This window comes from Ruegeria sp. AB7, from assembly GCF_056542625.1.
Window position 1 is genome coordinate 95,602 of record NZ_JBQGAC010000007.1, and the last position, 26,279, is coordinate 121,880.

Consider the following 26,279-nt stretch of genomic DNA (forward strand, 5'->3'; position numbering starts at 1 on the left):
TGCAAAAAAGGTTGAGACGATGCCCAAGGGGTTCTTGTGCCCCGTGTAATCCTGCGCCACGATGCCATGGCGCGCGGCAGTTTGCAAAGCGGTAGGAGGGTCAAGGTGCCAAGAGAACGTCTGAGTGTTGTCGTTACGCGACGGTTGCCCGAAGCGGTGGAAACACGGCTAAGCGAACTTTTCGATGTAAAACTGCGTGACACCGACGATCCCATGACTCGCGAAGAGCTGGTGGCGGCAGTGAACACAGCAGATGTGCTGGTTCCGACGATAACCGATACAATTGATGGCGGTATCCTGGGGCAGGCTGGTGAGAAATTGCGACTGATCGCCAATTATGGTGCCGGTGTCGACAATATTGATGTGGCGACGGCGAGGCAGCGCGGGATCCTTGTCTCGAACACACCAGGAGTACTGACTGACGATACTGCAGATATGACTATGGCTCTGATCCTGGCGGTTACACGACGTATCCCCGAGGGGTTAGGTGTGATGCAAAAGGGCGATTGGGCCGGTTGGGCCCCGACGGCCTTGCTGGGTGGCCGGGTCGGTGGTCGCCGCTTGGGTGTTCTTGGGATGGGCCGGATAGGGCAGGCCGTTGCGCGACGTGCAAGCGCGTTTGGAATGCAGGTCCACTATCACAACCGCCGCCGGTTGCGCCCCGAGATTGAACAGGAACTGGAGGCGACCTACTGGGATAGTCTTGATCAGATGGTGGCGCGGATGGACGTCATCTCGATCAACTGCCCGTCGACCCCTTCGACCTTTCATTTGATGAATGCGAGGCGTTTGAAATTGATGAAACCCACGGCCGTGATCGTGAATACATCACGCGGTGAAGTCGTCGATGAGAACGCCCTGACACGCATGATCCGCGCCGGTGAGATCGCAGGCGCTGGTCTGGATGTTTATGAACAGGGCACAGATGTGAACCCACGCCTCCGGCAATTGCCGAATGTGGTGCTGCTGCCTCATATGGGCTCGGCTACGCTTGAGGGTCGGATCGAGATGGGTGAGAAAGTCATTATCAACATCAAGACCTTCGAAGACGGTCATCGCCCGCCAGATCAGGTTGTGCCTGCAATGCTTTAGGCTGCGGCCTGAGAAAAGGGGAACGCAATGGTGCAGGCAACCGCTTTGCCGCGAAACGAGGCCGGGATCGACACGGCGCTGGGAATTCTGAAGCAGAGGTTCGCAGACCGGCTGCAATCTGGTGCTGCGATTTGCGAGCAGCACGGGCACACGACAACGTGGATTGAGAACCAGAGTCCGGATGCGGTGGTTTTCCCGCATTCAACCGAAGAAGTGGCCGATATCGTCAGGACCTGTGCCGAGCACAAGGTGCCAGTCATCCCGTTCGGAACAGGCACCTCGCTCGAAGGTCATGTGAACGCTCCTGCAGGTGGCATATCCGTCGATCTGAGTCAGATGAACAAGATATTGGCGGTTAATGTCGGTGATCTGGACTGCGTTGTCCAACCGGGTGTCACCCGAGCCGAATTGAACACCCATCTGCGGGATCAGGGGTTGTTCTTCCCGATTGATCCGGGCGCGAATGCGTCGCTAGGTGGCATGGCCGCGACACGCGCGTCTGGCACCAATGCTGTGCGTTATGGGACAATGAAAGACAATGTGCTTAGTCTTGAGGCCGTGATGCCGGACGGGCAAGTGATCCGCACGGGGCATCGTGCGCGCAAATCTTCGGCGGGTTTTGATCTGACCCGCTTGCTAATCGGTGCCGAAGGCACACTGGGAATAATCACCGAAATCACATTGCGATTGCAGGGTATCCCCGAGGCCATCAGTTCAGCTCGCTGTTCGTTTCCATCGGTGGATGCAGCCTGTCAGGCTGTGATGATGACTATTCAGTATGGTATCCCGGTTGCGCGGATCGAATTGCTGGACCAGATGTCGGTCAAAGCGGCAAACGCATATTCGGGACTGGATTTGCCAGAAACGCCACTGCTGCTGCTGGAATTTCACGGTTCGGACAGCGGTGCAGCGGAACAGGCAGAGACCTTTGGCCAAATCGCGGAAGAATTTGGTGGCAGCGATATCACCACCACCACGACAACCGAAGAGCGCAACAAGCTGTGGCAGGCCCGGCACGATATGTATTGGGCCAGCCTACAACTGCGCCCAGGCGCGCGGGGCATTTCTACGGATGTATGTGTTCCGATCTCGCGTTTGGCCGAATGTGTGACCGCCGCACAGGATAAGGCCGCTGAATTGGGTTTGCTGGCCCCAATCGTGGGTCATGTTGGTGACGGTAACTTCCATACACTGCTGTTAATCGACATGGATGACGCAAAAGAGGTCGCAAGTGCAGAGGAATTCGTCGGTTGGCTAAATGATCTTGCAATTGCGATGGAGGGCACCTGTACCGGAGAACACGGAATCGGGCAGGGTAAACGCCCCTATCTGGTGAAAGAACTTGGTGCGGCGACAAATTATATGGCGGCGATCAAAGCAGCGCTGGATCCCGATAACATCATGAATCCTGGCAAGGTACTCTGACCGTGATTGTTGGGCTCGGCCATAACAGCGCCTCAATTTTAGGTGAATGATCTAGGAAAGAGCAGTATTTGATTCCGAGGTTATTCATGGGCGCGTTGCGTTTCATTGGGTTTTTGCTGATTGCCGTCGTGGTTGTCGTAGGTCTGGATTATTATCAGCAGGATAAGAAAGTCGAAGGCAGGTTGTCCTTCAACGGATATGTCGACACGATTAATCAGCGGTTCAACTTGTATCAGGCGGAGCTAGCCGCGGAAGAAGTTGAACGCGAAAGACAGAAGCGTTGGCGAGAGGGGGCCAAGCCGTACCTGCCGGATTCGGGCGAAGGCTGGGTGCGTCGTTCGATCGTGGATGCAGATTTTACCCGCGATGCCCGAGAAGGTGTTTTGCAGGACGGAATAAGTGAAGCTGCTCGTCCAATTGCAAAAAGAGTTGCTGTGCAAGAGACCGAACAACTGGCCAGAAAACTCGATAATTCTAGTTGGATATACGAAAGCGGCGAGCATACGGTCTGGCTACAGGCGAAACTCAGGAAAGACGCTAAATCCAATACACTGACTGGCAACATCGTCAGGTCTGTCGAAGGGTTGGGCGCAGGATCGAGTGGCTACACTCCATTCGGCATAGTTGGTGGTGCTGCGTATTTCAGGTTTGAAAACAGCCGATACAAACCCGTCACAGTGAAAGATCGAAAGTTTTGGTCAATGATCACGGCGAGCCTGACGGACCTTGAGGTCGAACCTCGGTTTGAAATCTACAAGGCCACAATCGGACTGGGCGAAGAAATTCGTTTACAAGTCTATTCCGATGCACCAGCGCCTATGCTGCGAGCGTTTCTAGATCGATTGGATTATGACGGATTGAACGCACTGCTTCAAAAGCAAGTGCCTGGCGTCGGCAACGATACCCTCTTTGATCCTGAACGAGAAAGTGAACTGGCGACAAACATGGCCGCCTTGCGCGGCGAGTTTGTCAAGCTGCGCAGCGAGCTGGCGCGTTTGAAGCTAGAAAACATTGATGGGTTGTCTCTTGTCGCAAATACTTTGGCCGCGCAATACGGTTTGCCGGCAGACACCTTCGACTTGACCGCGAACAGAATCGAATCTGCGGATGATTTGGTCCAGGTCGGATACCGCAAAGGACTGACAGATTTGCTTGAAGACGAGATGCAGCAGGCAGACAGAGATGACGAGGGTTTCTTTGGAAATTTGTTCGCCAAATTCAAAGATCAGGAAACCTCTGAAGAAGTCGCATCTGTAAACGAAAATGAAGGCTTCCTGTCCGGACTGTTGTCAGCCTTTGGTAGCTCTGATTCCGAAGCAGAAACTGCCGTGCGGGTAAACCGAGGCGGTTCCGGAACGGGCATTGATTGCGCAACCACCGGAACGTTCAAAAGGTGCAAATTGGGGGGCGGATAACACGTCAGATCGACTGTTGGAAAGTGACCTGGTGCAACGCTCAGGTCGCTTTTCTTATATCACTGGTCGGATGAATGTCGCGTCGAGCCCCTCAAATGCGCCATATGGTGTCAACTGAATTCAAGGGGAGACACCCGGCTATGAAAACCCAAGTCAAAGCACTGGTCGTTGGCGGCGGCGCCGTCGGGACCTCGATTGCCTATCACCTTGCCAAAGCGGGCTGGGATGATGTGATGCTGATCGAGCGGGACGAACTGACATCCGGTTCCACCTGGCACGCAGCGGGCCTGTTGCCCTTGTTCAACATGTCGTATGCCACGACCCACATCCACAAGTACTCAGTCGATTTCTACAAGACACTAGAGGAAGAAACCGGCTTGAATGCAGGCTTCGCCGTAGTCGGAAACCTGCGTATGGCACAGACACAAGAGCGTATGGATGAATACATGCTCTATGCATCCACAGCGGAAACTTGTGATGTTGCATATGAGTGGCTGACGCCCGAGCAAATCAAGGAACGTTGGCCTCTGATCGAAACTTCGGACTTGAAAGGCGCGATCTATCACACTGAAGACGGCTACATTAACCCTGCGGACGTGACCCAGGCGATGGCCAAAGGTGCGCGTCAGCGCGGTGTCGACATCGTTCGCAAGATGCAGGCTGATGCCTTCCACTGGAATGGCACTCACTGGGACGTCACCTGCACCAAGATGATCGAGAAGGGGGGCAATCTCGTTCCGTCAGAAGAGCAGGTTGTGATCACCGCCGAACATGTTGTGACCGCGTCAGGCAACCACGCACAGCGGACCGCGAAAATGCTGGGTATCAAGATGCCCGCGATCCCGGTCGAGCATACCTTCATCGTCATGGACAAAGACCCCGAGCTGGTCAAATGGCGTGAAGCGGGCAACCCCGAGCATCCAGTTGTGCGTGATGCAGACAACGAGTCGTATGCGCGCGAAGAACGTGGCGGCTGGATTCTGGGTATCTACGAACATGGCGCTCCTGCGCAGTTCGAACACGGCGTGCCGGACAGCTTCCGCGCTGACCTATTCCCGCTGGATCTGGATCGGATCGCCGATCAGTACATGGCGATGGCCGAACGCGTGCCGTCCTGTGCTGAGTCCGGTCTGAAAGACGATTTCAACGGCCCGATCTGCTACACACCTGATGGCAACCCGCTGGTCGGTCCCGCTCCGGGGCTGCGCAACATGTGGCTTGCTGAAGGCTTCAGTTTTGGCATCACCGCTGCGGGCGGCACCGGTTATTATCTGGCTCAGATGATGGTCGATGGCGAAGCCGAGATCGACATGGCTTCGCTGGACCCCAAGCGGTATTCGTCGAACTGGATGACCACCGAGTTCGCGGCGCGCAAGAACGAAGAGTGCTATGAGCACGTCTACATCCTGCACCACCCGGATGAAGAGCGTGAGGCCTGCCGTCCGCTGCGCACCGTTCCGGCCTACGACCGTCAGAAAGCGCGTGGCGCACAGTTTGGCTGGGTCAACGGCTGGGAGCGTCCGAACTATTTCGGCCCGCTGGATGCGCCTGATAACTTCGACAAAGAAAGCCGCAGCTTCCGCCGCGGTGGTTGGTGGCAGTATGCCGTCGAAGAAGCCAAAGCGATCCGAGAAGGCGTTGGCCTGATCGATGCGTCGGCCTTCACCAAGCATGTCGTCAAAGGCCCCGGTGCGACCCAGTTCCTGGATTGGTTCACCTGCAACAAGCTGCCCAAGGTCGGTCGCATCAACCTGACCTACGCGCTGACCGCGCACGGCACCACCCGCACCGAATACACCATCGTCCGCAATGGCGAGAACAATTACTACATCGTCTCTGCCGGTGCCTGGACCGAGTACGACGCCGACTACCTTCGCAAGGCGGCCGAGGACAAGATGGAGGAGTTCGGCTACATCGAAATCCAGGACGTGACCACCCAGTGGGGCGTCTTCGCGATCGCCGGACCCAAGTCGCGTGATGTTCTGAAAGAGGTCATCAAGGACGCCGATCCGGAAACCGCGCTGTCCAACAAGCGCTTCCCTTGGTTGTCGGCCCGTCAGATCGAACTGGGCATGTGCCCGGTCAACGCGATCCGCGTGGCCTATACGGGTGAGCTGGGCTGGGAACTGCACCACCCGATCGAGATGCAGAACTATCTGTTCGACCTGCTGGAGAAGGCCGGTGAAAAGCACGGCATGAAACTGGTTGGTGCCCGCGCCCAAAACTGGCTGCGCCAGGAGAAATCCTATCGCGCCTTCGGCACCGAACTGGGCCGCGACGCGACCCCGCTGGAAGCTGACCTGCCGCGCTTTATTGATCTGTCGAAAGACTTCTACGGCAAAGCCAAGCTGGAAGAGACCGGCGTGCGCGTGAAGTGCTGCACTCTGCTGATCGACGGACCGGACGATGCCGACCCCTGGGGCCGCGAGGCGCTGTACACGCCGGAAGGTGAGCGCGTGGGTCGTTTGACCTCGGGCGGGTACTCGGTGGCGTTCGAGAAATCCATCGGCATGGGGTATGTGAAGCCTGAGCTGGCGGTCGAAGGCACCAAGCTGCAGGTCAAAATTCAGGACAAGCTGTGGGATGCGGTCGTCACTTGTGACAGCCCGTATGATCCGAAGAACGAGGTCATCCGCAAGGACGGCTGACGCTTTTTAGAAATAAGGCGGTACTCACGTAGCACCGCCTACCAAAAGCCCGCTCTCGGTGGGCTTTTTTCATGCGCTCAATTCATCAAAGCAGTCTAGTGACTTGGCGGCGTACATCATGGACGGCCCACCGCCCATCTGGATGGCCATTGCCAGAACGTCCGAAACCTCATCGCGGGTGGCTCCCGCCTTGGCCAACGCCTCGGAATGCAGGGTAATGCAAGGCTCACACCGTACTGCGATTGACATGCCTAACGCGATGAACTCTTTGGTTTTGTAGTCCAGCGTCCCGCCTTCCTTGACAGATTTTCCCAGCGCCCCGAAGGCACGCGCCGTATCAGGAATGGCTCCGTTAAGGTTACGCAAGCTTTTGCGCGTTTCGTTCAGTGAATCCTGCCAGCTCATTATAACGTCCTTCTTGATACATATGATAATCTGCATATGAATGATGAAGAGCAAAGCAGACTTTGATCCTGATCAGATTCCAGTTTTTTGGGCGACAAATGCCAAGTTGTTCGCAGGCATCTTTACGATTTCGACCAATTCGAGGGCGTTGTCCTTTAACATAGACAATATATGTGTGTCGTCTTTGTACCCGATCTCAGGGTCTTGTTGGACCAGTGCGTCGTGAAATCGCTGGTCGCCATCGCTTGTCAGGTGTCCGTCACGTTTGAAAGGGCCATAAAGCACCAAACGCCCATCCGTTTTCAGAGCGCACGCTGCTTCGGCAATGAGGGTTTCAGCCTCGGGCAAACTGATCAGGTGCAAGAGGTTGACCAGTAAAACCAAATCTTGTTGCGCCATTGTTTTGTGCCAACCCTCCGCAGTTGCATCCAGATGAACGGCTGCGGCGGTATTTGGTAAACCCTTGGTGTACGCATCGATGCTGGCGCGCCGTTCGGAGGTGACTTCGCTGGGTTGCCAATGCAACCCGGGCATCCGCTGGGCAAAGGCCGAAATGTGTTGTCCGGTTCCACTGGCCAGTTCCAGGGCCTGCCCTGATGACGGAGCGACCCGTGCCAGAAGATCGCACAGCACAACCGTGTTTCGGCTGGCGGCTGGGGCGACGAGTTTGCTGCCGTCGCTCTCGGTGGCGACGCTGGCATTTGAGGGCAGTTTGCGTTTTGTCATCGTTACAGCCTACCGGGTGTCAGCGCTTTCACAATCGCCGCATCAAGGCGCGGCGACGCGCCAGTCACAAGATCCGCCACAAGTTGCGAGGCAGCAGGAGCGGTCTGAAACCCATACCCTCCCTGTGCTGCCGACCAGATAAACGATGGATCGGTTGGATCAGGTCCGAGGACCAGCGTGCCATCGGCAACAAAACTACGTAACCCCGCCCAATTGGTTTCTACCCGAGTTACAGTTTCAGTAACCATCGCTTCATATCGTGCCAGTCCTTCTGCGAGAATCATGTCATCGGCGTAAGCGTCATGGGGTGTGGTTGGGTCCGCCTCGCAAGGCGAGACCAGTAGCTTGCCCGCATCAGGTTTGGCGTACCAGCTCTCGCCTGCGCCCAGCATCATTGGCCAGTTTCGCAGGTCATGTCCGCCCGGTGCGGGGATGCGCGCAATCGATCGACGGTAAGGTGTGATCCCGATGGGGGAGATTCCTGCCATCTGCGCCACCTCATCGACCCAGGCTCCGGCGGCATTTACCAGATTGCGTGCCTCAAAGGATTCTGAGGTTTCGACGGTCCAATGAACCGATTTGCGGATGCTGCTGACCCTCTGACGGGTCAGGACTGAACCGCCATTCTTGCGGACGGTTCGCGCAAAGTCCTGCAGGACGCGATCTGTATCGATATCATATGCGCTATTACTTATGGCTGCATAACCGACAGTTTCAGCATTCAGGACAGGAATGTGTCCGATGGCATCTTCCGGCGAAATCTCTTGCACACCAAGATCTTGGGCGTCTTTTTGAAACAGCGCCTGTTGATCCCTTCCGCCAATCAGCATCAGGCCGCGTGGTGTGAGGTACGCATTTGTTTCAAAGAACGCAGCACTTGCCTCGTTCAATGCCTTGACCGAGTTTGGACCGTAACCCTTTTCGAACAGGGCAGCTGAACGACCCGAAGTATGATATCCTAATCCGTCCTCGGCCTCTAACACCGTGACTGTGCCGTGCTCTGACAGGCGCGCACCTGCGCTTAGCCCGGCGACACCGCCACCGATTATCAGAAAATCAATCATGCGTTTTGTTCCGTTTCCGGCCGCCAAGTGATCGAGGCGGTGGTAAGTTGACTGGCGACATTGGCGGACCATGGCACGCGTACTGCCAAACGAAAAGACACAAGCCCACCGCAATGGAAACTTGATCGTAGGCGGCCAGCCTGCTTTTAGTGCAAACAACAAAAGATTCGGAGGCGGACGTGAACGCGGCAGATATTCACCCGATGGCAACGGGGCACATTCCGTCATATGTGACACAGGCAGATGGTAGCGACTTCCTCTTCACCTTCATGTTGTTTTTTACCGTCGGGATGGTCGTGCTGATCGGGGTTGCCTACTTCACGTTGCATTCGATCCCGGAAAAAATGGCGCATGAAACCAATCACCCGCAATTCCAATTGGTTGGGATTCTGGCGCTATTGGCTTTGTTTACGCATAACGGCCTTTTCTGGGTTGCCGCCATCCTTGTGGCTGGGTTCCAGTTCCCTGATTTCGCGGCACCGCTGCGCTCGATTGCCGATGCCATCCGATCTTTGGCGCCTGGGCAGGACAAAGAACACGCTTCACCCCCTCCTGAGCTGGAAATTGAGCCCGAACAATCCAAACCCTCCGAACCGGCAGCACAGGGGCACTGAACAATGATCGAGACGATGCTGTGCGCTCTGATTACCGTGCTTCCTGACTATCTGTTTCGCCGCTTTGTGCAGGGCAAACGGATCGGACACGAGATCACGCTGTTCACCATGTGGTACGAGTTGCGCTGGGGGCTGACGACTTGCGCTATTTTGGCGCTAACCGTTATCACAACGCTGTTCTATTTTCACCCGTCCAGCAAAACAGCGGCTTCCTACTTCCGGACGGTAACGATCCTTCCGCAGCTAGGGGGGCGCGTTTCCGAAGTCTACGTGCGCAACAATGAGCAGGTGACAGCTGGACAGCCGATTTTCCGGATCGAAGACTTCACGCAAACCGCGCAGGTCGAAGCGGCGCATGCCCAGATTGCTCAGGTTCAAGCCTCGTTGAAGGTGGCGGAAACCGATCTGGCCGAGGCTGAGGCCGGGATTGCAGGCGCGCGCGCAGCTCTGGATCAGTCGCTCGAAGATCTGGAACGCAATACCACCCTGCGTGACGAGGGATCCAGCGCGGTGCGTTTGGCCGAGATTGATCGGTTGGAAAATCTGGTTGCCGAGCGTGAAGCGCAGGTGAAAGCAGCCGTCTCAAAACGCGCAGCGGTTGTACAACAGATCGAAGAGCTGATCCCGGCCCAACTTGCCAGTGCCAATGCGCAGCTGGATGCGGCATTGACCGAGTTGGACAAGACTGTGGTAAATGCTGGAGTGACGGGCAGGGTTGAACAATTCGGGCTTCAGGTCGGCGACTATGTCAGCCCTTTGCTGCGCCCGGCGGGTATTCTGGTGCCATCCTCCTCCGGACATGACCGATTCCAGGCGGCGTTCAGTCAGCTTTCGGCCCAGGTGGTCAAACCGGGTATGATTGGCGAATTGGGCTGCATGACCAAGCCCTTTACCGTTATCCCGGTGGTTGTCGTCGAGGTGCAGGATGTGATCCCATCGGGGCAGATCAGGCCATCTGATGAGTTGCGGGACGTGCAGAGCAACACCAATCCTGGTTCGATCCTTGTCTACCTTGAACCGCTCTACAAAAGCATGGCCGATGATGTGCCTCCAGGCAGCAACTGTCTGGCGAATATCTATACGGATAATCATGCAAAGCTGGAGGATGAGAGCCTCGGCTTCTGGGAAAAATCGTTCCTGCATGTGGTAGACACGATTGGCGTCGTTCATGCGGCAGGCCTGCGCCTGCGACTGATACTGATGCCGGTGAACACTCTGGTGCTGGGCGGACACTAATTTCAAGCCCTAGAAGCTGACCATTGCGGCGATTCAATCGCTTGAAGTCCTGACTCGACGACAGCTGGGTATCAAAAGGCTCGTGGCTAATACTGCCCACGGGCCGATGGTGTTGGGTCTCCAATAAGACTGGCCACCAAGTAGACCTTCGCCGTGCGTGCAGCATTTGCTTTCTTTGAATGCAGCTATGCGGACTTAGCGGCTGTTTAGCGATTTGCTCATGCTTTTGAGAACTCGTTGATGGAGCTCGGTTGGTGCATCCTCAACTGCAGGTCTTTCGACCCATTCCAAATCCAAGTTCAGTGATCCCGCAGGTACGATTTTTGTTGCGATTTCGGGCGGCGTGGTATCGTCAGTCGTTCCATTCTTCCAGTCGTGAAAGGCTGATGAGTAACGAACGACCGCTCCGCTGGTCGACAATTCGAGCAATCCGCCCTCGGCGAAGAACGTCAGCCTATCTCCCATTTCCTCACCAATAAGTTTGAGCCTGTTTCCCAATCGATGTTTGAGGATGGCTACAAACACTATCGCTGCGGAAAACGTGAATTTATCGACAAGCATAACAACCTGCTTGTTTGCACTTTTTGAGATCGCGTCGATCAAGGGCATCGTTAGAAGAAAGTCGCCACCAGTGTTTCCGCGAACATCAATTAGTAGTGTTTTGTTCGAGGATGCGCGCACGCATTCCACCGCGGCTGAGATGGCTTTAGGCAGCGCATTTTCGTTCGGATCAAAGAAGCTTGGTAACGCTATTGATAGCCCTAGCTCTTGCCAGTCCTTTATCTCTACAAATATCTCGGGTTCCCAGGCTGGATCAGCCTTGCCGTGCTCGTTTCTCGGGTAGAGCATCGATCCCGGAACTGTATGTTCATTGGCCACTTTCAGATTGGCTATCCGCCCATTTTCGTCCTGCACACGGTACTCGGTCATGCCGCCGTTTGACGAAAAACCCAAACGTGCCAAAGCGTACGGCCAAGCCAGTAGAATCGGGCCGATGACCCGTTTCCTTTGGCACGTTCCCGCCAGAAATTTCTCTGCAGTGGCTTCAATCTGGCTCAAAGCTGAGCCGTTGACCGCTATCAACTCTCCTCGCGGTGCGGCTATCTCTGGCGCCGCGTCGATGAATTGAACGGAACGTCCAACGCTCACGAATCTCAGCGGTAGCACCGCGATCGCATCATTCGGGATCAGCCGTGTGTGCCCATTGCAGGGAAGTGCCAATAAACGCATCGCTGACAACAGAAAGGCTTCGACAGAGCTCTCTGAGGCATATTGCCGGGTTTCACCAATACAGTCGTCAATCACGGCCTTTTCGACCTGTCGAAAACTGGGATCGGTCGGCAGGGCAGTTTCTAAAATTTGGTTCAGGTCTTCCGTGAGCGACATGTTTCACGATGCGCATAGCCACTCGTCAATGTCCAGATTGGGCTCAGGGCGACTAAAAAGGCCCGCAAAAACATGCGGGCCTTGTTGTTAGTTTCCGGGTCAGATTCTACTGCGGAATTTCGCCTTCCAGCCCCTCAACGTAGAAATTCATGCCCGCCAGCGTACCGTCATCGGCGGTCTCGCCTTCGGCCAGCCAGTCACTGCCGTCCTGCTTTTTCAGCGGGCCAGTAAAGGGGTGGTATTCACCGGCTGCCATCGCGGCTTTCAGCGCCAGTGCTTCTTCTTTAACATCAGCCGGAACGGCGTCCGAAATCTCACCAATTGCTACCATGCCTTCCCGGATGCCATCCCATGTGTTGGCACTTTCCCATGTTCCGTCCATCACGGCCTGGGTCCGCGCGATGTAGTAGGGAGCCCAATCGTCGATGATTGAAGACACACGCGGGAAGGGTGCGTATTCGCTCATGTCGGAGGCTTGGCCAAAGGTGACAACGTTTCCTGCCTCTTGCGCGGCTGCCTGCGGTGCAGTCGAGTCAGTGTGCTGCAGGATCACGTCCGCGCCCTGTTCGATCAGAACTGTGGCGGCGTCAGCTTCTTTCGCAGGATCGAACCAAGTGTAGGCCCAGACGATCTTGAACTCGACATCCGGATTCACCTTCTTGGCGTGGATATAGGCTGAGTTGATACCACGGATCACTTCAGGGATCGGGTAGGACCCGATGTAGCCGATGATATTCGATTCCGTCATTTTACCGGCGATGTGGCCTTGGACTGCGCGACCTTCATAAAAACGGGCCGAGTAGACCGAGACGTTGTCGGCGGTCTTGTAGCCGGTTGCGTGCTCGAATTTCACATCCGGGAATTTCTTCGCGACATTGATGGTCGGATCCATGTAGCCGAACGAGGTGGTGAAGATCAGGTCCGCTCCTTCCAGCGCCATCTGGGTCATCACGCGTTCTGCATCTGGGCCCTCAGGCACCGACTCGACGAACACGGTTTCGACCTTGTCGCCAAAGTGCTCTTCCACGGCCAGACGGCCCTTGTTGTGCTCATAGGTCCAGCCGCCATCGCCCACTGGGCCGACATAGACGAAGCCGACTTTGGTCTTGTCTTGGGCCACGGCCCCCGAGGCCAGACCCAGCGCCATTGCGGCGCTTGCCAAAAGTGTAGTGAATTTCATGTGTTACTCCCCAAGTTGGTTCAGTGGGCCCCGCTTAGTGCGAGGCATGGAAGGTCCGGCCCAATGCGGCAGGTGCGCTGCTCTTGTCGGCCGAAAGGATCACAAGCACAAGGATCGTGATGATGTAGGGCGACATTGCCAGATACTCGACAGGAATGGCAACGCCCGCTGCCTGCAAATTAAGCTGCAACACAGTGATGCCGCCGAACAAATAGGCGCCCAGCAAGACACGCCATGGTTTCCAGCTGGCAAAAACCACCAGCGCCAAGGCAATCCAGCCGACACCGGCAGTCATGCCCTCGGTCCACTGCGGCACGCGGATCAGGCTGATGTAGGCGCCGCCCAAGCCAGCGCAAGCACCACCAAACAGGATCGCCATGATGCGAATCTTGATGACCTTGTAGCCCAGCGCATGCGCCGCATCGTGGTTCTCGCCAACGGCGCGCAATATCAGGCCGATGCGTGTGTATTTCAGCGTGGCCCAGACGGCGGCCGTCAGGGCAATTCCGACATAGAGGATCGGGTCGTGCTGAAACAGGATTGGTCCAATAACAGGGATATCGCTGATCACCGGGATATGGATTTCACCCATGCTGGGCGGCTTGATTCCTACGTAGCTCTGCCCCATCAGCGCGCTGAACCCGAGGCCGAACAAAGTTAGGGCCAGGCCACTGGCAACTTGATTGGCCAGCGCCACCTGCGTCAGCAGCACAAACAACAGCGATAGCACCGCGCCACCGATTGCTGCCGCAATAAAGCCCAGCCAGGGCGAACCGGTCTCGACCGAGATTGCGAAGCCGCTGATTGCGCCCACGATCATCATGCCCTCGACACCGAGGTTCAGGACGCCTGCTTTTTCGACCACCAATTCTCCGATTGCGGCCAACAAAAGTGGGGTTGCGGCCACCATTAGCGAGGCGACCAGAAGGACGGGGTTAATTTCACCAAGGTCCATATCACGCTACCTCGCTACGGGCCGCACGGATGCGGTAGTTTGTCAGAAGATCGAATGCCAGCAGGAAGAACAGAAGCATCCCCTGGAATACCTGAATGGCTGCGGCGGGCAGACCCAGCTGAGATTGGGCGATTTCACCGCCAATATAAGTCAACGCCATCAGGCCTCCGGCCAGCAGGATGCCCACCGGATGCAAACGGCCAAGGAAAGCCACGATGATCGCGGTAAAGCCGTAACCGACGTTGAAGTCGATGCTGACCACGCCAGCAGGGCCCGAGACTTCGAACATCCCCGCAAGACCGGCCAGCGCGCCGGCCAGACCCAGACAGAACAGGATCAGACGAGCAGGGTTTACACCTGCGAACTTTGCCGCACGCGGGGCCTCACCTGTCAGGCGGATGTGGAAGCCCAGCATGTGCCGGTTCAGCAAGACATATGCAAGGATAACAGCGATCAGGGCAGTGACTACGCCCCAGTGCATGCCTGAACCCGCAATCAGTTCGGCATTATACGCGCTGTCGTAGGATTGCAGATTGCGCGAACCCGGAAAGCCGAACCCTTCGGGATTCTTCAGCAGGCCTAGCGAGACCGAGGCCAGCATCTGTTCGGCCACATAGACCAACATCAGCGACACAAGGATTTCATTGGTACCGAAGCGCACTTTCAGGAAGGCTGGGATCATTGCCCATAGCCAGCCGCCAAACGCGCCTGCAATCACCATGATCGGAAAGATGTAGAATGCATCCAGCGGATAGAATGCCAGACCAGCACCCGCACCGAAAATGGCCCCCATAATGTACTGACCCTCGGCCCCGATATTCCAGATACCTGCGCGGAAGCCTAAAGACAGGCCGATAGCGATCAAAACCAGGGGCGCGCCCTTAACCAGCAATTGCGGTCGATAATAGAAGGCGAACTCGCCAAACAGGGGTTCCCAGAAAATGGTTCCAATAGCCTCGACCGGGTTTTTGCCCAGAATGGCGAACAGGATGCCACCAAAAACCATCGTCGCCAGGACCGCGACCAGAGGGGTGGCATAAGACCACGCCTTGGACGGCTGAGGCCGTTTCTCCAACACAATCATTTGCTCATACCCCCGCGTTTCTCTTTTCTTTTAACTGTTTAGACATGGGCCACCTCCATGCCATGCGCGCCGCCCATCATCAGGCCGATCTCATCGACCGTCAGACCCGTAGTTTCACGCGGGGCGCTTAGTCGTCCTTCGTTCAAGGCGGCAAAGCTATCTGAGATTTCCATCAGTTCATCGAGGTCTTGCGAGATACAGATGACCGCAGTTCCCTTGGCCGCCAGATCCAGAATGGCCTGCCGGATCGAGGCCGCCGCCGCTGCATCCACGCCCCAAGTCGGCTGGTTCACGACCAGAACATCCGGGTTTTGCAGCACTTCGCGACCAATCACGAACTTCTGCAGGTTCCCGCCCGACAGCGACCGGGCGGCATTCTCAGGACCCGGCGTACGCACGTCAAAGGCGCTGATGATCTTTTCGGCAAAGCTCTTGGTCTCGGACCACTTCAGAAAGCCGTTGTTCTCCAGCCCCTCGCGGACCGACCCGGTCAGCAGAGCGTTTTCGGTTAGGCTCATATCAGGGGCAGCCGCGTGGCCCAGCCGTTCTTCGGGCGCGGTCAAAACGCCCAGCTTACGCCGCGCGGTCGGGCCGAGTTTGCCGATGGGTTGACCGTTGAATTTGATCGCATCTGCGGTGGTCGGAATTTCGCCAGAAAGCACACCCAGCAATTCATCCTGACCGTTCCCCGCGACACCCCCGATCCCCAGAACCTCGCCCTTGCGGACGGTCATGTGGACGTTGCGAAGCGCGGTTCCGAATTCCGACGGCGACGGCACTGACAATCCGCTGACATCCAGCGCAACGTCACCGAATTCCCGGCCGGAACGTTCAGGTGTCTGCAGGGTTGACCCCACCATCATCTCAGCCATATCGCGCGCTGAGGTTTCGGCTGGTACACATTCGCCCACATTCTTACCCAGCCGTAGAATCGTGGCGTGGTCGCATAGCGTTCGAATCTCTTCCAGCTTGTGCGAGATATACAGGATCGATGTCCCTTCCGAGCGCAATTTGTTCAGCGTTTCGAAAAGGATTTCAACCTCTTGCGGCGTCAGAACCGAGGTCGGCTCGTCCATGATCAGCAACTTTGGGTCCTGCAGTAAGCAGCGGATGATTTCGACCCGCTGACGCTCACCTGCAGACAGATCGCCAACTGTGCGGAAGGGGTCCAAGGGCAGGCCGTAGGTTTCGGATACTTCGCGGATACGCGAGGCCAGATCACCCATTGGGGGCGGGTTCTCCATCCCCAGAGCGATATTCTCGGCGACGTTCAACGCATCGAACAGCGAAAAATGCTGGAACACCATCGCGATCCCGTCCGCACGGGCGGCGCGCGGTTCAGGCGGTGCATAGGACTGCCCCCGCAGCAGCATCGTGCCGCTGTCGGGTTTCACCAGCCCATAGATCATTTTGACAAGCGTGGATTTGCCTGCGCCGTTCTCGCCCAGCAGCGCGTGAACTTCGCCTTCACCGATGTCAAAGGACACCTGATCATTGGCCACGACGCCGGGATAGGCTTTGGTCAGCCCTTGCAAGCTCAGAAGTGGAGTGGTCACGCGCTCAGGTCCTTCTTCAATTCGTTCTGTCGGGCGGGGCGTAACAGTTGCGCTGCCACGCCAACGGCGATCATCTGCGGGTGTTTGCCCAAGCCCGGATCGCCGATCGGACAGGTGATCCGGCTGATCCGCTCGGGCGGATGCCCAAGGGCTGCAAGTCGCGACCGGAATCGCGCCCATTTCGTAGCCGAGCCGATAAGCCCCGCAAAGAGGAAATTGTGCGAAAGCAGCCGGTTGCACAGTTCCAGATCCAGATTGTGCGAATAGGTCAGCACCAGATGCTCGGCATCGGTTGGCGCGTGGCGAACCAGCTCGGCGGGTTTTGCGGTCGGAACCGGGGTTACACCGGTTGGAACCACATCGGGAAACCGCTCGGGTCCGGTATCGACCCAGGTGATTGCCAGATCGGGTAGGGGGGACAAAACGTCCACCAGCGCCCGGCCTACATGGCCTGCGCCCCAGATCCACAGATTACGCGTCGGTTTGTGAACGGGTTCGACCATCCAACCTTCGATCAGTTGGGGCTCGGGCGCGACACCCTGTCCTCGCGCTGCCGCCAGCCGACGTTTGACCGATAGCGGCATCTCTCCGCCCGAGGCCGAACGCGCGATGACGGTATCGTCCAGTGCATTCAGCGCTTCATGATCAAATACTTCACTCAGCAATGAAACTGCACCGCCGCAGCATTGCCCCATGTCGGGGCCAAGAGCGTGATGCGTTAGTCGGGTGGCGGTGGTTTGGGATCGCGCAGCTTCAGTTGCCTGATACTCCAACGTGCCTCCACCGATGGTGCCACTTTGCCCGTCCTTCCAGACTAGCATCGCGGCCCCCACTTCACGTGGAGACGACCCTTTGATGCCGGCGATGACCACCCGGACCACTGTTCCGTGGGTTTTGACCGCCTCCCTCAAAGCCTCCAAGTCAAATCCCATCAGATGCCTCCCTTCATCTTTTGGACGCCGCGCCAAACCTCTTCAGCCGTGGCTGGTGCATCAAGAGCGGGGTAGGCCTCTCCACAGGCCGCGACCGCATTCGACAGGGCCAGCCATGCTGAAATACCCAGCATGAACGGCGGTTCGCCCACCGCTTTCGAACGATAGATCGTGTCCTCACGGTTTTCGGCATTCCAGAGTGCGACGTTGAATACGTCGGGTCGATCTGAGCAGGCGGGGATCTTATAGGTCGAGGGTGCGTGTGTGCGCAGGTTGCCCGTGCCGTCCCAGACCAGTTCCTCGGTCGTTAGCCAGCCCGCGCCTTGCACATAACCTCCTTCGACCTGCCCGATATCCAACGCCGGGTTCAACGAAGCACCGGCATCATGCAGGATATCGGTGCGCAGAATGCGGTTCTCACCAGTCAGAGTGTCGACGGCCACTTCGGTGACCGACGCTCCGTAGGCGAAGTAGAAGAACGGACGGCCTCGTCCGGCGATCCGGTCCCATTCGATCTTGGGTGTCTTGTAGAAACCGGTCGCCGACAGGCTGATCCGACCCTGATAGACCAGCGCCGCAGCTTCAGCGAAGGTGTAGCGTTCTGCGCCAACCGAAATATGGCCATCAGAGAAGGTTACAGTCGACGGATCGGCCTGATGCCGCTCGGCCAGATAGTCCGCCATTCGATCGCGGATCGTATCGCAGGCCGCCTTCACGGCCATACCATTCAGGTCACTGCCCGAGGATGCTGCCGTGGCCGAAGTGTTCGGTACCTTGGCCGTGTCTGTGGCGGTGATTTTGACCATCTCCAGCGGGATGCCAAAGCGCGAAGCCGCCACCTGTGCCACCTTCTGGAACAGACCCTGACCCATCTCGGTGCCGCCGTGGTTCAGATGGACCGAGCCATCCTGATACACATGCACCAAAGCGCCTGCCTGATTCAGGTGGGTCAGCGTGAAGGAAATCCCGAACTTGACCGGAGAAAAGGCAATGCCCTTCTTGATCACGCTGTTCTCGGCGTTCCATTTCGCAATGGCGGCCTTGCGCGTTTCGTAATCGCTGGATTTCAGTAGCGCCTGAGTCATCCCGTGTAATTCGAAATCGCTGACCTCCATTCCGTAGGGCGTGGTATTGCCGCTAGCGGGCAGAGGGCGCACGGGGGCGTCCCCGGTTTCGACCGCGCCGCGGCTTGTTAGGTCCTCATGCGGGTCGGGATGACCCAAAGGCTTCTCGGACGGCGTGATCTCGGCAATCGCATGGGCCGGTTCGTAATAGTTTCGGCGGCGCAGTTCCACCGGGTCCAGACCCAGCTCATACGCGGCGTGGTCCATCACGCGTTCGATGCCAACCATGCCCTGCGGGCCGCCGAAGCCGCGATAAGCGGTGGCGGATTGGGTGTTGGTCTTCAGCCGGTGGCTTTCGATCCGTGCATTTGGCAACAGATAGGCATTGTCCGAATGCAGCATCGCGCGGTCGGCGACGGGCAGGGACAGATCCTGCGCCCAACCGCAGATGGCGTGGTGTAAGAACGAAACGCCCTGAATGTGGCCATTCTCATCGAACCCAGCCTTGTAGGAAATCCGGAAGGCGTGGCGTTTGCCGGTGATGATCATGTCATCGTCGCGGTCATAGCGCATCTTGCAGGCCTTGCCGGTTGCACGTGCGGCTATAGCACAAGCCACAGCCAAAGCGTTGCCCTGGCTTTCCTTACCGCCAAAACCTCCGCCCATACGGCGGGTTTCAACGCGGACCGCGTGCATCGGAACGCCCAAAGCGTCCGCCACCTTGTGCTGGATCTCGGTCGGGTGCTGGGTCGAGCTGTGCACTAGCATATCCGCGCCTTCATTCGGCACGGCCAGCGCCGCCTGACCTTCGAGATAGAAATGTTCCTGCCCGCCAAGTTCGAAAGACCCTTCGATCACGTGTGTCGCGCCAGAGATAGCCGCATCTGCATCACCCTTGGCGTAAACGCGCGGGCCGTCCTCGAACCGGCTGTCGGCGGCCAGAGCCTCTTCGACCGTCAGGATTGGCGTTTCCTCGGCATAGTCGATCTTGCCCAGACGTGCGGCCTTGCGGGCGGCCAGATGGCTGGTGGCGATGACCAGAAACACCGGCTGGCCGATATAGTGGACTGTTCCGTCCGACAGCAGCGGTTCATCATGGATCGAAGGCGATACGTCGTTGGCGAAGGGCAGATCATCCGCAGCCATAACCATCACGACGCCCTCGGCAGCCTTCACCGCAGACAGGTCCATTGCGGTGATCTTGCCTTTGGCAATCGGGCTGAGGCCAAAAGCCAGATGCAAACTGTCCCTGGGTATCGGGATATCGTCCACATACCGCGCGGTTCCTGAAACGTGCAGCGGTGCTGCGTCGTGGGGGAGGGGTGTGGTCACGCTCATGCCGATACCTCCAGCACATTGGTCACTTCGCTCTGATCTTCCAAGAAGTATCTTTCGAGCATCGCTTTGGCGGTTTCCAGTCGATAGGTGGCCGAGGCGCGCATGTCCGTGAGTGGTGAATAATCGTCGGCAAAGGCAGGCAGCGCGGCGTCAATCGTCTCGCGCGCCCAAGGTTTACCGACCAATGCGGCCTCGACATGGGTTGCCCGTTTCGGGATGCCGGCCATGCCGCCGAACGCGATGCGCGCCTGCGTGACGATGCCGCCCGAGACGGTGATGTTGAAACACCCGCAGACGGCCGAGATGTCCTGATCGAACCGCTTGCTGAGTTTATAGGCCTTCAGGCGATCCAGCTGACGGGGGAAACTGACAGCTTCGACGAATTCACCGGGAACGCGGTCCTGTTTGCCATAGTCGATAAAGAACTCTTCCAGCGGAAGGGACCGGCGGGTGTCGCCTTTGCGCAGATGAAGGGTTGCGTCCAGAGCAATCAGCGCAGGCGGGTTGTCACCAATGGGCGAGCCATTGGCGATGTTGCCGCCCACCGTTGCAGCATGGCGCACCTGAACACTGGCATAGCGACGGATCATTTCGGCGTAAGAGGGGTGAAGATCGGCCAGAGCCTCACCCATCCGATTCATGTCGACCATTGCGCCAAAGCGAATTTCATCGTCGGTGATGGTGATTTGTTTGAGATCATCGCAACGGTTGAGGAAGATTACTGGATCCAGGTCGCGCAGTTGCTTTGTCACCCACAGGCCGACATCTGTTGCTCCGGCAACCAGCGTGGCATCCGGGTTTTCAACATATACAGCTGCCAGTTCATCGGAAGATTCAGGCAGCATGCGCGACGCAGCAGAAGATGCGAGTGACTTGTCTTTGACCCAGACTGGCACGGGACGGTCCTCGACCGCTTTCGCGGCGCGAATAATCGGTGCATAGCCAGTGCAGCGGCACAGGTTTCCGGCAAGCTGGGTGTCATGATCCGTGGCGCCCGTCGCATGACTGGCGACCATCGACATGACAAAACCCGGAGTGCAAAAACCGCATTGCGAACCGTGCAGGTCAACCATTGCCTGTTGAACGGGATGTGCTTCGCCATCCGGGCCGCTTGCCCCTTCGACTGTACGAACCGCTTTGCCATGCAGCTGGGGCAAGAACAGGATGCAGGAGTTCAGAGCTTTTGCACCGTCTTCGTCCGTCACCATGACCGTGCACGCGCCGCAATCGCCTTCGTTGCAGCCTTCTTTGGTGCCTGTCAGACCGCGATCTTCACGCAGCCAGTCCAGTAGGGTGGCCGTCGGATCGACATCCGGCAGCTCCACTGTCTCTCCGTTCAGAAGAAACGTGATGTTCATTCGAGAAACCCGTCGCGTTACCCGGTTGCGCCCGTTCGGCCCTCCTTCGATGCGACGTAGAAAGAGTGGCGGGCGGTAGCTTGCCGTCAGATGTTAGAAACAGCGTACCTTATCTGGCAAGAAAAACTGCCTATATGATACACCATTGCACCCGAGCGGCCCATGATTGTCGTGTATGTGTGAAGCTTAATAAATTGAAAATAAACACTTTTTGGGAAGGTGTGCGTTCCTGCGCCCGAAGCACCTTCTGAAAAAGCCGAATAATCACCGATGATTTTTTCGGCATTCGATGGTGCCGGTTCCCGCTTTTGCAACGTCGCTGGCTGAGATAGCTTAGCCTGCATGAGCAGTTCCCCCCGATTCATTCACCTCCGCGTTCACACTGAATATTCGTTGCTGGAAGGTGCCGTGCGGCTGAAGAAGCTGCCGGACCTGTGCCAGAAGATGGAGATGCCCGCCGTCGCAGTGACGGATACCAATTCAATGTTCTCGGCCTTAGAGTTTTCGGTCACCGCCAGCGGGGCGGGTGTGCAACCGATCATGGGCTGTCAGGTCGATCTCAGTTACGTTCAGGCGCAGCCGGGAGAAAAGCCAAAATCACCCGCGCCGCTGGTGCTGCTGGCACAATCCGAGGTGGGATATGAGAATCTGATGAAGCTCAGTTCCTGCCTGTATGTAGACAAAAGCGGGCAGTTGCCGCAGGTCACTTTGGACGAATTGGCGGAACGATCAGATGATTTGATCTGCTTAACCGGCGGTCCAGACGGGCCCGTAGGGTTGCTGTTACAGCAAGGTCAGCGCCCTGCTGCCGAGGCTTTGGTGGATCGTTTGTCCGCGATTTTCCCGGATCGCCTTTATGTTGAGTTGCAGCGTCACCCAGGCGAAGGAGGCCAACCTGAGGCCGAGCGCTTGACCGAGCGCGGTCATGTCGAGATGGCCTATGAAAAGAACTTGCCGCTGGTGGCCACCAATGACGTCTATTTTCCGACTTCGGACATGTACGAGGCCCACGACGCGCTGATCTGTATCGCCGAGGGGGCTTATGTCGACCAGCAGGACGGTCGCCGACGTCTGACCGCGCAGCACTATTTCAAGTCTCAGCAGGAGATGGTGACGCTGTTCGCCGATCTGCCCGAAGCCGTCGAGAATACGGTTGAAATCGCGCAACGCTGCGCCTTCATGGCCTATCGCCGCGACCCGATCCTGCCGAAGTTTGCAGATGATGAGGTCGCCGAACTGCGTCGCATCGCCAACGAGGGTCTGCAAAAACGTCTGGCCGTGATCCCGCACGCCGTGACACCTGAAGAATATCAGGAACGACTGGATTTCGAACTTGGCATCATCGAAGGGATGGGCTTCCCCGGCTATTTCCTGATCGTTGCCGACTTTATCCAATGGGCCAAGGATCATGACATTCCGGTGGGTCCGGGGCGAGGCTCGGGTGCGGGATCACTGGTGGCTTATGCGTTGACGATTACCGACCTTGATCCGCTGCGGTATTCGCTTCTGTTTGAACGGTTTCTGAACCCCGAGCGGGTTTCTATGCCCGACTTCGATATCGACTTCTGCATGGATCGCCGCGAAGAGGTTATCCGCTACGTGCAGCAGAAATACGGGCGCGACAAAGTGGGGCAGATCATCACCTTCGGTGCCTTGCTGTCGAAGGCGGCTGTGCGCGATATTGGGCGTGTATTGCAGATGCCATACGGACAGGTTGATCGCCTGTCCAAGATGATCCCGGTCGAAGGCGTCAAACCCGTTTCCATCGAAAAGGCGCTGAAGGATGAGCCGCGCCTGCGGGAAGAGGCACGCAATGAAGAGGTCGTGGACCGTCTGCTCACATATGGCCAGCAAGTCGAGGGGCTGCTGCGCAACGCCTCGACACACGCTGCCGGCGTGGTGATCGGAGATCGGCCGCTGGATGCACTGGTTCCAATATACCAGGACCCGCGTTCGGACATGCCTGCGACCCAATTCAACATGAAATGGGTTGAACAGGCCGGGCTTGTAAAGTTCGATTTTCTGGGTCTGAAAACACTGACCGTGATCCAGAACGCGATGGATTTGATCTTTAAGTCAGGGCGTGACCTTCACATAGCTCCCGATGGCACGGAACTCTATGAACCCGCCGAAGGGGCAATAAATCAGATCAACGCCATCCCGCTGGATGACGAGGCGACGTACAAACTCTATTCGGCGGCCAAGACGGTGGCGGTGTTCCAGGTTGAATCCTCTGGCATGATGGATGCGCTCAAGCGGATGAAGCCGGATTGTATCGAGGACATCATCGCCCTCGTCGCGCTTTATCGACCCGGCCCAATGGAGAACATCCCCAAGTTCTGCGAGGTCAAGAACAAGCTTAGCGAACGCGACACGCTGCACCCGTCCATCGACCATATCTTGGATGAGACACAGGGCATCATCGTCTATCAGGAACAGGTGATGCAGATCGCGCAGGAAATGGCGGGTTACAGCCTTGGGGGCGCGGACTTGCTGCGCCGCGCGATGGGTAAGAAAATTCAGGAGGCGATGGATGCAGAGCGGCCCAAGTTCCTCAAAGGTGCTGCCGAAAACAATGTGGATGAGGCCAAGGCGACCGAAGTCTGGAACCTGCTGGACAAGTTCGCCAACTATGGCTTCAACAAATCCCACGCCGCCGCCTATGCGGTGGTCAGCTATCAAACCGGCTGGCTAAAGGCGAACCACCCGGTCGAGTTCATGGCAGGTGTCATGAACTGCGATATCCATCTGACCGACAAGCTCGCGATCTATTTTGAGGAAGTCCGCAAGGGGCTGCAGCTGCCCTATGTTCCGCCGTGCGTAAATCGATCCCAAGCGACCTTTGATGTGGCCGATGGGCATTTGGTCTATGCGCTGGGCGCGCTCAAGAACGTAGGCGTCGAGGCAATGAATCTTGTGGTTGAGGGGCGTGGCGAAAAGCCTTTCGTAAACCTGTTCGACTTCGCCCGCCGTGTTGACCTGAAGAAGGTCGGCAAACGCCCGCTTGAGATGCTGGCTCGCGCCGGTGCCTTTGACGAGCTCGATAAAAATCGTCGCCGTGTGTTTGAAAGCCTTGATCCGTTGGTTCAGTATTCGGCGGCGATTCACGAGCAGAAGAATTCCAACCAAGTTTCCCTGTTTGGCGAGGCAGGCGATGACCTGCCCGAACCGCGTCTGTCCCCTTCGCCTGATTGGCTACCTGCCGAACGCCTAAGCGAGGAATTCAAGGCCATCGGATTCTACCTGTCTGGCCATCCGCTGGATGACTATATGCCGGCCCTGAAGCGCAAACAGGTGCTGACACTGGACCAGGTGACTGAAAAGGCGCGCTCTGGACCATTTATCGCTAAGATGGCCGGAGTCGTTGCAGGTCGGCAGGAAAGGAAATCAGCGCGTGGCAATCGGTTTGCTTTTGCGCAGCTCTCTGATCCGACTGGGGCATTCGAGGTCACGTTATTCTCGGAAACACTGGAGAAATCCCGAGAGTTTCTGGAAACCGGCGCACAGGTGGTACTGACGGCCGAAGCGACCATGGAGGCCGATCAGCTGAAACTGCTGGGCCGTTCCGTTGGTCCGGTTGATACAGTTGTGGCCGATGCGGGTGCGACGGGTTTGCGTGTGTTTGTCGAGGATTCGAAGGTTTTGCCGAACATGGCCACGGTACTGGAAGGCGCAGAGGCTTCAGCCAAAAGGGTGGCCAAGGGACCTGTTTATGTTTGCCTATTCGATCCCGGACTGCCAGGCGAGGTCGAGATGGATCTGGGCCGGGAATTTCCGATCAACCCAGAAATCAAAGGCGCGCTGAAATCGCTCGAGGGGATATCGGAGATCGAAGAAATCTGATCCCGAACCGTAATGTTGCCACACGCGATGGACCCCGCTAGGCTGGGTGAACATCCTCAAAGGTCATTTCACAGGAGGGTTCCGAAATGGCAAGTTCAGGCAATGTTTTCAGGATATTTACACTCGCCGCGGCATGTTCACTGGCATTGGCCACCGCGGTACATGCAGACGACAAAAAGAAGAAAAACACTCTTACCGGGGCCTTGGTCGGCGCGGGCGTTGGCGCGCTGGTCGGCGATGGTAAAGGGGCTGCGGTCGGTGGGGTGGCCGGTGCGATTATCGGACATAACTGGAAGTGAAGCTGATGCAGTCAATTCTCGTAAAATCTACTTTCTGTGCCACGCTCTTTGTCGTACCCACATTCGCGCTGGCTGACGATTCAGCAGAGCAGATGGTACAGGATGCCTTGCCTGTGATGCACTACACATGTGCGTCGATCGCAGAGGAGGCTGATGGCGACGAAGAATTTGTCGTGGCCGTTGTTGGAAAAATGACGGCCCTGTCACTCTATAACCGCCAGATCAATATCGAAGATCATGCGGCCACTGACGAGGAAAAGACCCAACTGCGCGAAGCCTTCATTGCTGCTCTGTCAGAGGGTTGTGCCGCCGACAAGAATGCCCTTCTGGGCGGTGTGGTCGATAACGCGGTGAAGTCGACGCTGGGGTTGTAACCCCTCAGTAATGCGGCGGGCGTTCGTCGCCGAACACAACGCCGCCTGAGCCTTCCTGCGCGCGTTCCGCCTCGCGTTGCAACAGCATCTCGACGCGGCGGGTCAGGCGGTCGATCTCGTTCTGTTGGTTTGTGACGACCGAGTTCAGCTCTTCGACCGTGCGGGTCAGATGGGCGATCTGCTCTTCCAGATGCTGCATGGGGCTCTCCTTATAGGCGTCTCATAGCGACCCTGTGACGCCCTGGCCAGAGAAACCCCGCCTTGCCCCGAAACAGACCATGGGAT

The 26,279-nt window shown here is 57.2% G+C and carries 22 protein-coding genes; 9 read left to right on the forward strand and 13 right to left on the reverse strand.

The annotated features are described in order from the left end of the window. Positions 1 to 105 precede the first annotated feature (105 nt). From ACR0EN_RS17305 to ACR0EN_RS17320, 4 genes are all read left to right on the forward strand, one after another. Positions 106 to 1,092 carry a 2-hydroxyacid dehydrogenase gene (locus tag ACR0EN_RS17305; protein ID WP_170392503.1) on the forward strand — a complete coding sequence of 329 codons (987 nt, stop codon included), beginning with the start codon at positions 106 to 108 and terminating at the stop codon, positions 1,090 to 1,092. Positions 1,093 to 1,119: 27 nt separating this feature from the next. Next, positions 1,120 to 2,517 (forward strand): FAD-linked oxidase C-terminal domain-containing protein, encoded by a 1,398-nt coding sequence (locus tag ACR0EN_RS17310; RefSeq protein WP_170733023.1) that lies wholly within the window; start codon positions 1,120 to 1,122, stop codon positions 2,515 to 2,517. A gap of 86 nt (positions 2,518 to 2,603) precedes the next feature. Continuing rightward, positions 2,604 to 3,932 (forward strand): hypothetical protein, encoded by a 1,329-nt coding sequence (locus ACR0EN_RS17315; RefSeq protein ID WP_480587973.1) that lies wholly within the window; start codon positions 2,604 to 2,606, stop codon positions 3,930 to 3,932. Positions 3,933 to 4,072: 140 nt separating this feature from the next. Then, positions 4,073 to 6,580, forward strand: a complete 2,508-nt coding sequence (locus ACR0EN_RS17320) for a GcvT family protein (protein ID WP_480587975.1) — start codon at positions 4,073 to 4,075, stop codon at positions 6,578 to 6,580. 69 nt (positions 6,581 to 6,649) lie between these two features. Here ACR0EN_RS17320 and ACR0EN_RS17325 read toward each other — a convergent pair whose 3' ends face one another. The 3 genes from ACR0EN_RS17325 to ACR0EN_RS17335 form a co-directional block, all read right to left on the reverse strand. Further along, positions 6,650 to 6,985: a carboxymuconolactone decarboxylase family protein gene (locus ACR0EN_RS17325; RefSeq protein WP_170594396.1), complete on the reverse strand. Its 336-nt coding sequence runs from the start codon at positions 6,983 to 6,985 to the stop codon at positions 6,650 to 6,652. A 72-nt stretch (positions 6,986 to 7,057) separates the two neighbouring features. Next, positions 7,058 to 7,711, reverse strand: a complete 654-nt coding sequence (locus ACR0EN_RS17330; protein ID WP_170594397.1) for a DUF938 domain-containing protein — start codon at positions 7,709 to 7,711, stop codon at positions 7,058 to 7,060. 2 nt (positions 7,712 to 7,713) lie between these two features. After that, positions 7,714 to 8,775, reverse strand: coding sequence for an NAD(P)/FAD-dependent oxidoreductase (locus ACR0EN_RS17335; protein WP_170733019.1), 1,062 nt, complete (start codon positions 8,773 to 8,775; stop codon positions 7,714 to 7,716). Positions 8,776 to 8,978: 203 nt separating this feature from the next. Here ACR0EN_RS17335 and ACR0EN_RS17340 point away from each other — a divergent pair, with 203 nt between their 5' ends. Together ACR0EN_RS17340 and ACR0EN_RS17345 are read left to right on the forward strand one after the other, a co-directional pair. Further along, positions 8,979 to 9,389, forward strand: a complete 411-nt coding sequence (locus ACR0EN_RS17340) for a hypothetical protein (protein ID WP_170595262.1) — start codon at positions 8,979 to 8,981, stop codon at positions 9,387 to 9,389. Between the two features lie 3 nt (positions 9,390 to 9,392). Next, positions 9,393 to 10,625 carry an HlyD family secretion protein gene (locus ACR0EN_RS17345; RefSeq protein ID WP_170392496.1) on the forward strand — a complete coding sequence of 411 codons (1,233 nt, stop codon included), beginning with the start codon at positions 9,393 to 9,395 and terminating at the stop codon, positions 10,623 to 10,625. A gap of 195 nt (positions 10,626 to 10,820) precedes the next feature. On the opposite strand, the gene ACR0EN_RS17350 is transcribed toward ACR0EN_RS17345, so the two are convergent. From ACR0EN_RS17350 to ACR0EN_RS17390, 9 genes are all read right to left on the reverse strand, one after another. Beyond that, positions 10,821 to 12,011 (reverse strand): S41 family peptidase, encoded by a 1,191-nt coding sequence (locus tag ACR0EN_RS17350; protein ID WP_480587980.1) that lies wholly within the window; start codon positions 12,009 to 12,011, stop codon positions 10,821 to 10,823. A 106-nt stretch (positions 12,012 to 12,117) separates the two neighbouring features. Then, positions 12,118 to 13,191 carry a BMP family ABC transporter substrate-binding protein gene (locus tag ACR0EN_RS17355; RefSeq protein ID WP_170733016.1) on the reverse strand — a complete coding sequence of 358 codons (1,074 nt, stop codon included), beginning with the start codon at positions 13,189 to 13,191 and terminating at the stop codon, positions 12,118 to 12,120. A 34-nt stretch (positions 13,192 to 13,225) separates the two neighbouring features. Beyond that, a complete protein-coding gene (locus tag ACR0EN_RS17360; RefSeq protein ID WP_170392493.1) occupies positions 13,226 to 14,146 on the reverse strand; it encodes an ABC transporter permease in 921 nt (306 codons plus the stop codon). 1 nt (position 14,147) lies between these two features. Then, on the reverse strand, positions 14,148 to 15,230 hold the full coding sequence (locus ACR0EN_RS17365) for an ABC transporter permease (protein ID WP_170819298.1): 1,083 nt from the start codon (positions 15,228 to 15,230) through the stop codon (positions 14,148 to 14,150). 38 nt (positions 15,231 to 15,268) lie between these two features. Further along, a complete protein-coding gene (locus ACR0EN_RS17370; protein WP_170819297.1) occupies positions 15,269 to 16,786 on the reverse strand; it encodes an ABC transporter ATP-binding protein in 1,518 nt (505 codons plus the stop codon). Next, on the reverse strand, positions 16,783 to 17,718 hold the full coding sequence (gene xdhC, locus ACR0EN_RS17375; protein WP_170564238.1) for a xanthine dehydrogenase accessory protein XdhC: 936 nt from the start codon (positions 17,716 to 17,718) through the stop codon (positions 16,783 to 16,785). Before xdhC ends, ACR0EN_RS17370 begins: the two co-directional genes overlap by 4 nt. Beyond that, the gene (xdhB, locus tag ACR0EN_RS17380) at positions 17,718 to 20,120 is read right to left on the reverse strand and encodes a xanthine dehydrogenase molybdopterin binding subunit (RefSeq protein WP_170819296.1); all 2,403 of its coding nucleotides are present in this window, start codon (positions 20,118 to 20,120) and stop codon (positions 17,718 to 17,720) included. The genes xdhC and xdhB overlap by 1 nt, the downstream gene beginning before the upstream one ends. Then, the gene (gene xdhA, locus ACR0EN_RS17385; protein ID WP_480587984.1) at positions 20,117 to 21,478 is read right to left on the reverse strand and encodes a xanthine dehydrogenase small subunit; all 1,362 of its coding nucleotides are present in this window, start codon (positions 21,476 to 21,478) and stop codon (positions 20,117 to 20,119) included. Before xdhA ends, xdhB begins: the two co-directional genes overlap by 4 nt. Positions 21,479 to 21,564: 86 nt before the next feature. Beyond that, on the reverse strand, positions 21,565 to 21,822 hold the full coding sequence (locus ACR0EN_RS17390) for a hypothetical protein (protein WP_170733013.1): 258 nt from the start codon (positions 21,820 to 21,822) through the stop codon (positions 21,565 to 21,567). On the opposite strand from ACR0EN_RS17390, the gene dnaE reads away from it, so the two are divergent. The 3 genes from dnaE to ACR0EN_RS17405 all read left to right on the forward strand — a co-directional run bounded on the left by dnaE (position 21,821) and on the right by ACR0EN_RS17405 (position 25,994). Continuing rightward, positions 21,821 to 25,321 (forward strand): DNA polymerase III subunit alpha, encoded by a 3,501-nt coding sequence (gene dnaE, locus ACR0EN_RS17395; protein ID WP_480587986.1) that lies wholly within the window; start codon positions 21,821 to 21,823, stop codon positions 25,319 to 25,321. The genes ACR0EN_RS17390 and dnaE overlap by 2 nt on opposite strands. A gap of 86 nt (positions 25,322 to 25,407) precedes the next feature. Continuing rightward, positions 25,408 to 25,620: a YMGG-like glycine zipper-containing protein gene (locus ACR0EN_RS17400; protein WP_170392486.1), complete on the forward strand. Its 213-nt coding sequence runs from the start codon at positions 25,408 to 25,410 to the stop codon at positions 25,618 to 25,620. A 5-nt stretch (positions 25,621 to 25,625) separates the two neighbouring features. After that, on the forward strand, positions 25,626 to 25,994 hold the full coding sequence (locus ACR0EN_RS17405) for a hypothetical protein (protein WP_170392485.1): 369 nt from the start codon (positions 25,626 to 25,628) through the stop codon (positions 25,992 to 25,994). Between the two features lie 4 nt (positions 25,995 to 25,998). Here ACR0EN_RS17405 and ACR0EN_RS17410 read toward each other — a convergent pair whose 3' ends face one another. Then, positions 25,999 to 26,193, reverse strand: coding sequence for a SlyX family protein (locus ACR0EN_RS17410; protein WP_170392484.1), 195 nt, complete (start codon positions 26,191 to 26,193; stop codon positions 25,999 to 26,001). Positions 26,194 to 26,279 lie beyond the last annotated feature (86 nt).

What these genes read in the sequence shown, in the direction of transcription:
- xdhC (WP_170564238.1), bottom strand. Translation starts at nt 17,718, where the DNA reads ATGGGATTTGACTTGGAGGCTTTGAGGGAGGCGGTCAAAACCCACGGA.
- ACR0EN_RS17315 (WP_480587973.1), top strand. Translation starts at nt 2,604, where the DNA reads ATGGGCGCGTTGCGTTTCATTGGGTTTTTGCTGATTGCCGTCGTGGTT.
- ACR0EN_RS17360 (WP_170392493.1), bottom strand. Translation starts at nt 14,146, where the DNA reads ATGGACCTTGGTGAAATTAACCCCGTCCTTCTGGTCGCCTCGCTAATG.
- ACR0EN_RS17365 (WP_170819298.1), bottom strand. Translation starts at nt 15,230, where the DNA reads ATGATTGTGTTGGAGAAACGGCCTCAGCCGTCCAAGGCGTGGTCTTAT.
- ACR0EN_RS17320 (WP_480587975.1), top strand. Translation starts at nt 4,073, where the DNA reads ATGAAAACCCAAGTCAAAGCACTGGTCGTTGGCGGCGGCGCCGTCGGG.
- ACR0EN_RS17400 (WP_170392486.1), top strand. Translation starts at nt 25,408, where the DNA reads ATGGCAAGTTCAGGCAATGTTTTCAGGATATTTACACTCGCCGCGGCA.
- ACR0EN_RS17390 (WP_170733013.1), bottom strand. Translation starts at nt 21,822, where the DNA reads ATGCAGGCTAAGCTATCTCAGCCAGCGACGTTGCAAAAGCGGGAACCG.
- ACR0EN_RS17340 (WP_170595262.1), top strand. Translation starts at nt 8,979, where the DNA reads ATGGCAACGGGGCACATTCCGTCATATGTGACACAGGCAGATGGTAGC.
- ACR0EN_RS17345 (WP_170392496.1), top strand. Translation starts at nt 9,393, where the DNA reads ATGATCGAGACGATGCTGTGCGCTCTGATTACCGTGCTTCCTGACTAT.
- ACR0EN_RS17310 (WP_170733023.1), top strand. Translation starts at nt 1,120, where the DNA reads ATGGTGCAGGCAACCGCTTTGCCGCGAAACGAGGCCGGGATCGACACG.
- ACR0EN_RS17330 (WP_170594397.1), bottom strand. Translation starts at nt 7,711, where the DNA reads ATGACAAAACGCAAACTGCCCTCAAATGCCAGCGTCGCCACCGAGAGC.
- dnaE (WP_480587986.1), top strand. Translation starts at nt 21,821, where the DNA reads ATGAGCAGTTCCCCCCGATTCATTCACCTCCGCGTTCACACTGAATAT.
- xdhB (WP_170819296.1), bottom strand. Translation starts at nt 20,120, where the DNA reads ATGAGCGTGACCACACCCCTCCCCCACGACGCAGCACCGCTGCACGTT.
- xdhA (WP_480587984.1), bottom strand. Translation starts at nt 21,478, where the DNA reads ATGAACATCACGTTTCTTCTGAACGGAGAGACAGTGGAGCTGCCGGAT.
- ACR0EN_RS17405 (WP_170392485.1), top strand. Translation starts at nt 25,626, where the DNA reads ATGCAGTCAATTCTCGTAAAATCTACTTTCTGTGCCACGCTCTTTGTC.
- ACR0EN_RS17350 (WP_480587980.1), bottom strand. Translation starts at nt 12,011, where the DNA reads ATGTCGCTCACGGAAGACCTGAACCAAATTTTAGAAACTGCCCTGCCG.
- ACR0EN_RS17355 (WP_170733016.1), bottom strand. Translation starts at nt 13,191, where the DNA reads ATGAAATTCACTACACTTTTGGCAAGCGCCGCAATGGCGCTGGGTCTG.
- ACR0EN_RS17335 (WP_170733019.1), bottom strand. Translation starts at nt 8,775, where the DNA reads ATGATTGATTTTCTGATAATCGGTGGCGGTGTCGCCGGGCTAAGCGCA.
- ACR0EN_RS17325 (WP_170594396.1), bottom strand. Translation starts at nt 6,985, where the DNA reads ATGAGCTGGCAGGATTCACTGAACGAAACGCGCAAAAGCTTGCGTAAC.
- ACR0EN_RS17410 (WP_170392484.1), bottom strand. Translation starts at nt 26,193, where the DNA reads ATGCAGCATCTGGAAGAGCAGATCGCCCATCTGACCCGCACGGTCGAA.